The 10,464-nt window shown below is 72.9% G+C and carries 11 protein-coding genes; 3 read left to right on the plus strand and 8 right to left on the minus strand.

What is annotated here, in order from left to right; all coding sequences use genetic code 11:
- Both QM572_RS10160 and purU read right to left on the minus strand, forming a co-directional pair.
- Positions 1-1,940 (minus strand): nitrate- and nitrite sensing domain-containing protein (locus QM572_RS10160; protein WP_415092676.1); only part of this gene is annotated, 1,940 nt, incomplete at its 3' end.
- A 157-nt stretch (positions 1,941-2,097) separates the two neighbouring features.
- Positions 2,098-2,964, minus strand: a complete 867-nt coding sequence (gene purU / locus QM572_RS10165) for a formyltetrahydrofolate deformylase (RefSeq protein WP_415092678.1) — start codon at positions 2,962-2,964, stop codon at positions 2,098-2,100.
- A gap of 73 nt (positions 2,965-3,037) precedes the next feature.
- Between purU and QM572_RS10170 the strand changes: the two genes are divergently transcribed.
- Positions 3,038-3,373, plus strand: a complete 336-nt coding sequence (locus tag QM572_RS10170; protein ID WP_415092680.1) for a bifunctional 3-phenylpropionate/cinnamic acid dioxygenase ferredoxin subunit — start codon at positions 3,038-3,040, stop codon at positions 3,371-3,373.
- A gap of 6 nt (positions 3,374-3,379) precedes the next feature.
- Here the strand turns inward: QM572_RS10170 and QM572_RS10175 are convergent, their stop codons facing one another.
- A complete protein-coding gene (locus QM572_RS10175; protein ID WP_415092682.1) occupies positions 3,380-3,775 on the minus strand; it encodes an adenylyltransferase/cytidyltransferase family protein in 396 nt (131 codons plus the stop codon).
- A gap of 45 nt (positions 3,776-3,820) precedes the next feature.
- On the opposite strand from QM572_RS10175, the gene QM572_RS10180 reads away from it, so the two are divergent.
- The gene (locus QM572_RS10180) at positions 3,821-5,122 is read left to right on the plus strand and encodes a DUF445 domain-containing protein (RefSeq protein WP_415092684.1); all 1,302 of its coding nucleotides are present in this window, start codon (positions 3,821-3,823) and stop codon (positions 5,120-5,122) included.
- Between the two features lie 87 nt (positions 5,123-5,209).
- Positions 5,210-5,452, plus strand: a complete 243-nt coding sequence (locus QM572_RS10185; RefSeq protein ID WP_415092694.1) for an RNA-binding S4 domain-containing protein — start codon at positions 5,210-5,212, stop codon at positions 5,450-5,452.
- Positions 5,453-5,485: 33 nt separating this feature from the next.
- Here the strand turns inward: QM572_RS10185 and QM572_RS10190 are convergent, their stop codons facing one another.
- From QM572_RS10190 to QM572_RS10210, 5 genes are all read right to left on the minus strand, one after another.
- On the minus strand, positions 5,486-6,640 hold the full coding sequence (locus QM572_RS10190) for a PQQ-dependent sugar dehydrogenase (RefSeq protein WP_415092686.1): 1,155 nt from the start codon (positions 6,638-6,640) through the stop codon (positions 5,486-5,488).
- Positions 6,641-6,801: 161 nt separating this feature from the next.
- Entirely contained in the window at positions 6,802-7,671 is an 870-nt protein-coding gene (locus tag QM572_RS10195; protein ID WP_415092688.1) for a hypothetical protein, read from the minus strand.
- 85 nt (positions 7,672-7,756) lie between these two features.
- The gene (locus QM572_RS10200) at positions 7,757-8,941 is read right to left on the minus strand and encodes a benzoate/H(+) symporter BenE family transporter (RefSeq protein WP_415092696.1); all 1,185 of its coding nucleotides are present in this window, start codon (positions 8,939-8,941) and stop codon (positions 7,757-7,759) included.
- Positions 8,938-9,309 (minus strand): FKBP-type peptidyl-prolyl cis-trans isomerase, encoded by a 372-nt coding sequence (locus tag QM572_RS10205; RefSeq protein WP_415092690.1) that lies wholly within the window; start codon positions 9,307-9,309, stop codon positions 8,938-8,940. The genes QM572_RS10200 and QM572_RS10205 overlap by 4 nt, the downstream gene beginning before the upstream one ends.
- Before the next feature lie 20 nt (positions 9,310-9,329).
- The coding region (locus QM572_RS10210) for a DUF4153 domain-containing protein (protein ID WP_415092692.1) at positions 9,330-10,464 on the minus strand (1,135 nt) is incomplete at its 5' end.

Here is a 10,464-nt window from a genome sequence, read left to right on the forward strand (position 1 = left end):
CGAGCGGGAGGGGCGCCGGCCGGCGTACGGCCGGCGAGGGCGGCCGCGGGGACGCGGATCCGGGCGACGACGCCGCTCGGGACGTTGGCGCGGAGACCGACCGCGAGTCCCTGGCGCTGCGCGAGGCGCGCGGCGACGGTCAGGCCCATCATCCGCGCCACGTCGGGGTCGATGGCGGTGCCGCCGCGCAGCGTGCGGTTGGCGGCGTCCAGCTCGTCCGCGGTCATGCCGATGCCGTGGTCGGCGACCTCGATGACGAGGTCGGCGGCGTCGGTGTGGCTGTGCACCTCGACGGTGGTGTCAGGCGAGGAGAAGCTGGTCGCGTTCTCGATCAGCTCGGCGAGAAGGTGCACGAGGTCGCCGGCCACCTGCCCCTGGACCATCGTCCCGGAGTCGTCGAGGTCGCCGAGCTCGACCCGGGCGTAGTGCTCGACCTCGCCGACCGCGGCCCGGACCACGTCGAGCACCCGGAGGTCGCCACGCTGGCGGCGGCTCGCGTCACCGCCGGCGATGACCATGAGGTTCTCGCCGTTGCGGCGCATGCGGGTGGCGAGATGGTCGAGGCGGAAGAGGCTCTCGAGGCCGTCGGGATCCTGCTCGCCGGCCTCGAGCTCGTCGATCAGCCGCAGCTGGCGGTCGAGGAGGCCCTGGTTGCGACGGGAGAGGTTGACGAGCATCGCGTTGACGGTCGCGCGCATCCGGGCCTGCTCCGCGGCGAGCCGGACCGCCTCGGCGTGGACCGCGTCGAACGCTCCCGCCACCTCGGTGATCTCGTCGGAGCGGCCGCCGACGTCGATGGCGCGCACGCCGGTGTCGACGTGGCCGTCGGCATTCGCGTCGAGGGCTCGCACCCGCTGGGGCAGCTCGCGGTGCGCGATGGCCAGCGCGGCGTCGCGCAGGTCCCGCAGCGGGCCGATGATCGACCGGGCCACCAGCAGGGCCTCGATCAGCGCGACGAGCAGGGCTAGCGCAATCAGACCGGTGGAGGTGAGCGCGTCCGTGCGTGCGGCGCGCCACTCGTCGTGGACATGGGCCTCGAGCTCGTCGGCGGCGCTGACGACGATGCCGGCCATCGTCGTGAAGAAGGCGGCCTGTGCCTCGGCGACCTCGTCGGCGTCCAGGCCGAGGGCGGAGGCGTCGCCGGTCGCGAGGAGCCGGGCGATCGCGTTCTGCAGCGGGTTGCCGGCCGCGGTCTCGCCGGTCTGCGTCTCGACGCCGGTCGCCTGCTCGACCTTGAGCCGGATCCCCGGAGTGGTCTGCCGGGCGAACGCGAGGCTCGCGACGTTCCACCGGGACGTGGCGTCCGCGAGGGCCGTCAGCGCGGGGGCGTCGACCGCGCCGTCGGCCAGCGCGGCGGCGAGGACCTCTCCCTGGTCGCCGAGCGCCTCGGCGGCGGGCCGGATCTGCGCGAGCGCCGCCGCCTCCTGGTAGAGCTCGGGGTCGTCGAGGCCGGGAAGCCGCTGCGCCAGGCCGAGCAGGGCGTTGAGGGTGGTGGTGTAGGCGCTGCGCGCGCTTCCGCGCGAGGACGCCCGGCCCAGCCGGTCGCGGGTGGTGTCGAGGTCGCCGAGAGCGTGGTCGATGGCGGCGAGGTCGCTCCGGAGCGCGGGGCTCCGGTCGGTGTCGATGGTCCGGGTGTCCTCGTGCCACCGGTCCACCTGGTCGTCGGTGGCCATCCGGATCCTGCCCAGGGTGGTCGCATCGGCGGTCCGGGACCCGGCGTCGCGCTCGACCTGGAGCTGGAGGGCCAGCTGGAACGCGTCGGGCAGCGCTCGCGCCAGCGAGTCGCTGCGGGCCAGCTCGTTGCTGCGGTGGGTGAGCTCGACGGTCCGGGTCGCGCCGAGGACCACGGCGGCGACGGTCGGGATCAGCAGGACGCCGATCAGGCGGGGCCGGATGCTCCGCGGTCGCTGCCTGCGTTCCGTGGGCGGCTTCGTCGTCACGCTGCCCGCGCCTCCCCTCTGCTCCGACCGGTCGCCGACGGTCCCGGATGAGCGCATCGCACCAGACCGGGGACTGGTCTGGACAGGGGCGGCCCGGGAAAAGGGGACAAAGGTCCCGCGAATGTGGCTCAGGTGTGTGCCCCGGCCGGGACCCGCGTCAGCGGAACACGACGGTCTTGTGGCCGTTGAGCAGGATCCGGGTCTGGGCGTGCCACTTCACCGCCCGCGACAGCACCTGGGCCTCGACGTCCTTGCCGGCGGCGACGATGTCGGTGGCCGAGGCGCGGTGGTCGACACGGAGGATGTCCTGCTCGATGATCGGGCCCTCGTCGAGGTCGGCGGTGACGTAGTGCGCCGTCGCTCCGACCAGCTTCACGCCGCGGGCCCAGGCCTGGTGGTAGGGCTTGGCGCCCTTGAAGCTCGGCAGGAAGGAGTGGTGGATGTTGATCGCGCGCCCGGCCAGTCGCGTGCACAGGTCGTCGGAGAGGACCTGCATGTAGCGGGCGAGCACCACCAGGTCGACGTGGAGGTCGTCGACCAGCCGCAGCAGGGCCGCCTCGGCCTCGGGCTTGGTCTCGGGGGTGACCGGGATGTGGTGGAACGGCAACGCGTAGTGGTCGGCCAGCGGCCTGAGGTCGAGGTGGTTCGAGACGATCGCCGAGATCTCGATCTGCAGCGCGCCGGTGCTCCACCGGAACAGCAGGTCGTTGAGGCAGTGCCCCTCCTTGCTGACCATGAGGATGGTGCGGTACGGCGCCTTCGCGTCCCACAGCTCCCAGTGCATCGCGTGGCGCTCGGCCACCTCGGCGAACCCCGCGCGCAGCTCCTCGATGGCGATGCCGGCGTCGAGGACCTCGAAGTGGACGCGCTGGAAGAAGCGGCCGCTCTCGGGGTCGTCGAACTGCTCGCTCTCGAGGATGTTGCCGGACTTCGAGACGAGGTAGCCCGCCACCGCGTGGATCAGACCCGGGCCGTCGGGGCAGTCGATGGTCAGGACGAACTCGGGTCGGGTCACGGGCGTCATGCTACGGAGTCCGGCGCCCGGGCCCACGATCCGCGACGGACCTCCACCGGCCCCCACCGGTAGGGTCGCCGGCATGATCGAAGTGGGACCGCTGTCCGGGATCCCTCGCGGTGAGGGCATCCGCATCGTCCCCGACGCCGACGTGCCCATCGCCGTGTTCCACACCGACGACGGCGAGGTGCTCGCCGTCGACGACACCTGCACCCACCAGGAGGCCTCCCTGGTCGAGGGCTGGCTCGAGGACTGCCTCATCGAGTGCCCCCTGCACTCGGCGACCTTCGACCTGCGCACGGGCGCGGCGACCCTCCCCGCGAGCCGGCCCGTCCGCACCCATGCCGTGGAGGTCCGCGACGGGATCGTCTTCGTCGCGCTCAGCGAGGAGGAGCCGAACCTCCCGCCAGGGCTCTGACCCGGCTCAGACCTGGCTGATCTTCTCGATCAGCGCGGTGGTGGAGATCGCCGGCGTGCGGGGGAGGTAGACGACGTCGCAGATGTCCCCGAACTCGTCGAAGCGGCCCGCCCAGTCGTCGCCCATGACGAGCACGTCGGCGGAGAACTTCTCGATGTAGCTGCGCTTGAGCTCGAGGCTCTCCTCGACGAAGACCTCGTCCACGCCCTTGATCGCGCTCACGATCGCCAGCCGCTCGGCCTCGCTGAAGACCGGCGCGCGGCCCTTCTTCCGCAGGTTGAGCGCATCGGCGGACACTCCCACCACCAGACGGTCGCCGTGGGAGGCGGCTCGCTCGAGGATCCGCAGGTGACCGACGTGGAAGACGTCGAACGTCCCGAAGGTGATGACAGTGCGCGACACGGCGGTCATCCTCCCATGTGTGGTGTGACCCGGCAGAATCAAGCCATGGCGTCAGGGGCTCGGTCAGCGAGGCGGTCTCCCGGGCAGTCGCAGGAGGCCGGTCCCGCCGTCGACACAGCCGGCGACGCCGTACGCCGGAGGGCGCTGCGCCGGATGCGGACCCTCGCCACGGGCCTCCTCGGCGCGGCCGCGGTGGTCTACCTGCTGACCCTCGACCGGGGCGGCGTGTGGGGGTTCGTCAACGCGGGCGCCGAGGCGTCGATGGTCGGCGCGATCGCCGACTGGTTCGCGGTGACGGCGCTGTTCCGGCACCCGCTGGGGCTGCCGATCCCGCACACGGCGCTGATCCCGCGGCGCAAGGACGACCTGGGCCGCGGGCTCGAGGAGTTCGTGGGGGAGAACTTCCTGCACGAGTCGATCATCCGCGAGCGGATCTCCGACGCGGCCCCGTCGCTGCGGGTCGCGACCTGGCTGAGCGATCCGGTCAACGCCCGCAAGGTGGTCGACGAGGTGTCGGTCGTGGCCGCGACCGGGCTGCGACGGGTCCGCGACGACCACGTCCAGGCGCTCCTGAGCGAGGCGATCTTCCCGCGACTGCGCGAGGAGCCGCTCGCGCCGATCCTGGGCGACCTGATCGCCGACGCGGTCGAGGACGACCTGCAGCGCGGACTGGTCGACCTCGCGCTGGTCGAGCTGCACGAGTGGCTGATGGAGAACCCCGAGACGGTCACCGACGTGCTCGAGGAGCGGGCGCCCTGGTGGACGCCCCCGGCGCTCAACCACGGCGTCGCCAACCGGATCCACGTCGAGATGATCAAGTGGGTCGGCGACATCCGGGACGACCCGCAGCACCGCGCGCGGCACGCGTTCGACTCGTGGCTCGCCCAGCTCTCGACGAGCCTGCGCGAGGATCCGCAGACCCAGGAGCGGGCCGAGCGGCTCAAGGAGCGGATGCTCGACCACCCGCAGGTGCTCGAGTCGGCGATCTCGGTCTGGAACGCGCTGCGCCGCGTTCTGACCGGGTCGCTCCAGGACCCCGCGGGCGCCATCCGCGAGCGGATGCACACCGAGCTGCTCGGCTTCGCCCGCATGCTGCTCTCCGACGCCGAGCTGCGGATGAGGATCGACCGGCTGGCGAGCGACGCGGCGGTCTTCATCGTCGATCGCTACGGCTCGGAGGCCACGGCGATCATCACCCACACCATCGAGCGCTGGGACGGTCGTGAGGCGTCGGAGCGGATCGAGCTGCACGTCGGCCGCGACCTCCAGTTCATCCGGATCAACGGCACCATCGTCGGCGGGCTGGTCGGCGTGCTGATCCACACCGTGACGGTGCTCGTCACCTGACAGCCGCTCCCGCGAGCGCCGTGGGAGGATGCGGGCATGGCTCTCTTCGGTCGCCGCAAGACCCGCACGGGCCCCGACACGCACGAGATGGCCGAGCCGGTGCCGATCCAGGGCGACGTGATCCGCCTGGGACAGTTCCTCAAGCTCGCCAACCTGGTCGACTCCGGCTCGGTGGCCAAGGAGGTCATCGCCGGCGGCGAGGTGCTGGTCAACGGGCTGGTCGAGACCCGGCGGGGACGCCAGCTCAGCATCGGCGACGTCGTCCAGCTCGGCGGTCAGTTCGCCTCCCCGGTCGACGCCACGGACTACGACGACGACCTCCCCTGGTAGCCGAATGGGGCCTCGCCTCCGCCGAGAAGGGGCTTACGACACGCTGACCAGGAGGATCCTGTCGTCCTTGGCGCCGGGAGTGGTGCGGCCGTCGCGGTTGCTGGTGGTGACGAGCAGGGTGTCGTCGTCGAGGGCGAGCACGCTGCGCAGCCGGCCGTACGTGCCGGTGAGGAACGCCTTCGGTGTCCCGGCCTTCGCGCCGCTCAGCGGGATGCGCCATAGCCGCTCGCCCTTGAGCGCGGCCATCCAGACGGCCCCGCCGGCGATCGCGATGCCGCTCGGGGAGTCCTCGTCGGTTCCCCATTGCCGTGCCGGGCTGGTGTAGTCGGGGTTGTCGGTCCTGCCCTGGGTCGCCGGCCAGCCGTAGTTCGCCCCCGCCTGGATCAGGTTGAGCTCGTCGGCGGTCTTGTCCCCGAACTCGCTCGCCCAGAGCCGACCGTCCGCGTCGAAGGCCAGCCCCTGCACGTTGCGGTGGCCGTAGCTCCACACCAGTGAGTCGAACGGGTTGCCGTCGGCCGGCTGCCCGTCGGGCGTCATGCGCAGGATCTTGCCGCCCAGGGAGTCCTTGTCCTGCGACAGGGACGTGTCCCCGGACTCGCCGGTGCCGGCGTACAGCATGCCGTCCGGCCCGAACGCGAGCCGCCCGCCGTTGTGGTGCACGCCGTGCGGGATGCCCTTCACGATGACGTGCCAGGTGCTGCCGTCCGTGCTCCACGCGATCCGGTTGTCGCTCGCCGTCGAGTAGTAGGCGAAGAGCTTGCCGTCCGTCGCGTACGACGGCGAGGCGGCCAGTCCGAGCAGTCCCGCCTCGCCGCCCTGGTCGACGTTGGAGACACTGGCGGCGACCTTCCCGAAGTCGGTCAGCCTCCCCGTGGCCGGGTCGAGGCGCCGGATCAGGCCGTCGTCCCGCGTGGCCACCAGCACCGTGCCGTCGGGGAGGAGGGTGAGCCCCCACGGCACGTCCAGTCCCGTCGCCAGTGTCGTCACGACCGTCGCCGACGGCTTCGCGTCGGCGCTCGCGCCGCTCGTCGCCGTCGCGGTCGCCGTCGTGGGCGTCGCGGCGGTGGTCGTCGGCGTGGGCGTCACCGTGACCGTGCGCGCGGCGGTGCCGTCCCCAGTGCCGCATCCCGCGACGACGCCGGTGACGAGCAGGGTCAGCGCCGCGCCGGCCGCCATCGATCCACGCATGCCCCCAGCATGCCCCGCCGCCCGGCACCGCGCACCCGGCACCCCCGGTCACTCTCGTCGGCCCGCCCGCTCCACGCGGCAACTGCTGGTCAACGGGCGGCCCCGTCGCCCCGCGACCCTCATTCGCCAGCAGTTGTGCCGTGGCGTCGCGTACCCGCTCCTCAGAGCAGGGGCGAGAACGCCTCGGTGCCGAGGGCGAGCTCGAGGCCGGAGATGCCGGAGTGGGCCTGGGCGAAGGCGAGCTCCTTGGCCAGGTCGCCGATGTTGTTCGACGCGGGCAGCGGGGCGAGGCCGAGCGTCGACAGGGTGCCGATCGCGGTGCCGTCGGCGCTGAGGAAGCCGGAGCCGGAGTCGCCGGGGACACCCGGAGTCACGGTGTAGAGCGGGTGCGTCCAACCGCCGTCGGCGGAGTCGTCGCCGAGGCTGATGCCGGTGTGCGGCGACAGCGCGGCGATGCCGGCGCGGAGCGAGGAGTTCCCGTAGGTGTAGACCCGGTCGCCGGTCGCGGTGCCGTTCGTGTCGATGCCGGTCGGGCCGCCCCAGAACGGCACCGAGGGGTTCACCTTGCCGACGTCGGCGGCGGCGACCTTCACCAGCGCGAGGTCGTTGTAGGCGCAGGTGTTGGCGTCGGTCGTGCCGAGGGTCTTCTCCGTGAGCCAGGAGGAGTACGCCAGGGTGCCGTGCCCCAGGACCGTGCCCTCGCTCAGCAGGCTGCCGCCCTCGTTGAACGTCACCTCGGTGCCCAGCGGCAGCGAGTCCGTGGCACAGCCGTCCGTGTCGGTCGAGGAGCCGGTGCCGGCGCAGTGGGCGGCGTAGCCGACGTAGACCCCGCCGGCGGCGTTGGTGAAGACGAAGTTGGCGGTGCACTGTGCACCCGCGGTGTACATCTGCACGCCGGGGGTGATGGTCGCCGTGTCGGCCGGCGCCCACGTGACCGCCTGAGCGGAGGGAGGGATCAGCACGAGTCCGGCCGCGGCCGCGACGAGGGCGCTGAGGACGACGAGACTGCGTCGGACGAGGGACGTGCGCATGCTGACCTGCCTTGGGTGAGTCGCCGAGTCGATTCACGGGGTTCAACGACGCGACCGTCCTGGGGTTACCCATGGCCCGAGGGGGCTACCCGGTGGTGGCTCCGGGGCGCAGCAGGGCACGCACCACGAGACCGCCGACCAGTGCCCAGAACGCGGCGCCGACCCCGGCGATCGTCGTGCCGGACGCGGCGATGACGAAGGTGACCGTGGCCGCCGTCCGCTCGCCCGGGTCGGAGAGCGCGGTCGCCACCGAGCCGCCGAGGGTGCCCAGCAGGGCGAGGCCCGCGACGGTGCTGATCACGGCGACCGGTGCGCCCGCGATCAGGCCGGTCAGCGCCGTGGTGAGCAGGCCGAGCACGATCGCGGTGCCGCCGTAGGCGGCGGAGGCGCGCCAGCGCTCGGCCGGGTCGGGATGCGCCTCGGCCGAGGCGGGCACCGCGGCGCTGATCGCGGCCAGGTTGACGGCGTGGCCGCCCAGGGGAGCGCACGCGAGGGTCCCCAGGCCGGTCACCGTCATCGACTCGCGCCACGGCGTGCGGAAGCCGAAGGAGGCGACGATCGCGGCGCCGGGGACGTTCTGTCCGGCCATGGTGACGACGTACAGGGGGAGGGCGAGGCCGACCACGGCCGCCCAGCCGAGGTGCGGGGTCGTCCACTCCGGGTGGGGCAGCCACGGTCCGTCCACGCCTCCGTCGCGTGCGGCGAGCACGGCGAGCACGGCGAGGGTGGTCATGAAGGCCCCGGGGATCGCCCAGCGGGGGAAGGGCCGCAGCAGCACCAGCCAGGTGAGCAGGATCGGGGCCACCTCCCACGGATGCGTGGCCATCGCCCGTACGGGGGCCAGGCACAGCTCCAGCACCACGCCGCCGAGAGTGGCCTGCGCGATCGGCGCGGGGATCCGTGCGATCAGGTCGCCGAGCAGCGGCCAGAGGCCGGTCAGCAGGATCAGTCCGCCGGTGACCGCGAACGCGCCGACCGCGGCGGGCCATCCGCCGTCGACCGCGCCCGTGCTGACGAGGACGGCGGCACCCGGGGTCGACCACGCCGCCGTGAGGGGCATCCGCGTCCGCCAGGTGAGCCACCACGTGACCAGCCCGGTCGCCACGGCCACGGCGACGAGGCCGGACGTCGCCTGGGCCGGGCTGGCCCCGACGGCACGGAGGCCGGCGATGACGACCGCGAACGAGCTGGTGTAGCCGACGAACGCGATCGTGATCCCGGCCTGCAGCGGCTGCCCCCAGACGCCGCGGCGCCGGGGCTGGTCGCTCAGCTCACGCCCAGCAGGTCGACGACGAAGATCAGCGTCTCGTTGGGCTTGATCACGCCGAGGTCGCGGTTGCCGTAGCCGAGGTGCGGCGGGATGACGAGCTGGCGCCGGCCGCCGACCTTCATGCCCTGCACGCCCTGGTCCCAGCCGGAGATGACCTGCCCACCGCCGAGACGGAACTGGAAGGCCGACCCGCGGTTGTAGGAGGCGTCGAACTCCTCACCGGTCGACTGGGCGACGCCGACGTAGTGCACGGAGACCGCCTTGCCGGCGACGGCCTCCTCGCCGTCGCCCTCGATCAGGTCGGTGATGACCAGCTCGTCGTAGGTCTGGTCGGGGTCGATGAAGTCGATCTCGGGCTTCTCACTCATGGAAGCCACCCTACTGAGCCCTACGGTGTGGAGCCGTAGGAGTAGACCTCCGGGCACGGGTCCTTGCCGTCGGAGTCGCGGGGCAGGTCGGGGTCCGCGCGAGCGCGTCCGAGGTTCCACTCCAGCCAGTCGTCGCGCGAGTCCTCCCGGCCGACGAGGGCGCAGGCGGCGCGGTGGTCCGCGAGCACGGGCACGGCGTCGTCGGAGAGTCCCTGGAGATAGCCCCAGTCGATCTTGCCGGTCTCGGCGTACCGCTCGAGGTTGTGTCTCGCGATCCACGCGTCGGGGTTGGCGGCCGCGAGGACGAGCAGCGCGACCGCGCCGCTCAGCACGCCGAAGCGGGCGAGCCAGGCGCCTCGGAGCAGGACGCCCGCGGCGGCGACGGCGAGCACGACGATGCCGAGCCAGCCCTCGAAGACGTCGACCAGCAGCCGCAGCCGGGTGAAGCCGTAGGCGTCCTGGTAGACGCTCATGCGGTAGAGCGCCGAGGCGACCACGACCAGCGTCTCGGCGCAGAGCAGGCCCAGCGAGCCGCGAAGCCAGGCCCGGTCGGCGGGCGTCTCGCGCGGCGCCTTCCGGGCGGCGGCCCAGATGACGAGCAGGGTGAGCGCGGTGGCGACGGTGAGCTGGCCGAAGCCCTGGTGGACGTACTCGGCATAGGTGAGCCCGGTGGTCCGGCGGAGGTAGCCGTGGCCGCCGAACACCACCGTCGCCTGCGCGGCGAGGAAGGCGGCGAAGACCGTGTCGACCACGGCCACCGGCACCAGCCACTCGTAGCGGCGGCGCACGGGGCGGCCGAGGCCGCCGTCGCGGTCGATCCGGGGCGGGTTGAGCGCGAGGTACGCCGCCGCGAGCACCGTGCCGCCGACCGCGACCGTGAGGAAGGCGCGGAGCACGAAGGTGTCGATGGTGAGGTCGGGCACCAGTGCGCCGATCCACTCCGCCAGCAGTGCGTCGGCGGAGGCGAAGAGCAGGCCGAAGACGATCAGCCCGGCGGCCGACCACGCGAGCGTCCGCAGCACCGCCGCGCTCCGCCGCACCCCGCCCAGGCGGCTCAGGGTCCGACCGAGCCACGGCATCCCGCGCAGGCCGGCGAGCGGCCAGCAGACTCCGGCCAGGACGAAGCCGACGAGCGTCCGGCCGCCGGTCGCGCCG

This window comes from Nocardioides sp. (assembly GCF_047607365.1).
GTDB lineage: Bacteria > Actinomycetota > Actinomycetes > Propionibacteriales > Nocardioidaceae > Nocardioides.

Coding starts and splice junctions, on each gene's coding strand:
- QM572_RS10195 (WP_415092688.1), bottom strand. CDS start 7,671: ATGCGCACGTCCCTCGTCCGACGCAGTCTCGTCGTCCTCAGCGCCCTC.
- QM572_RS10190 (WP_415092686.1), bottom strand. CDS start 6,640: ATGCGTGGATCGATGGCGGCCGGCGCGGCGCTGACCCTGCTCGTCACC.
- QM572_RS10170 (WP_415092680.1), top strand. CDS start 3,038: ATGATCGAAGTGGGACCGCTGTCCGGGATCCCTCGCGGTGAGGGCATC.
- QM572_RS10180 (WP_415092684.1), top strand. CDS start 3,821: ATGGCGTCAGGGGCTCGGTCAGCGAGGCGGTCTCCCGGGCAGTCGCAG.
- purU (WP_415092678.1), bottom strand. CDS start 2,964: ATGACGCCCGTGACCCGACCCGAGTTCGTCCTGACCATCGACTGCCCC.
- QM572_RS10205 (WP_415092690.1), bottom strand. CDS start 9,309: ATGAGTGAGAAGCCCGAGATCGACTTCATCGACCCCGACCAGACCTAC.
- QM572_RS10185 (WP_415092694.1), top strand. CDS start 5,210: ATGGCCGAGCCGGTGCCGATCCAGGGCGACGTGATCCGCCTGGGACAG.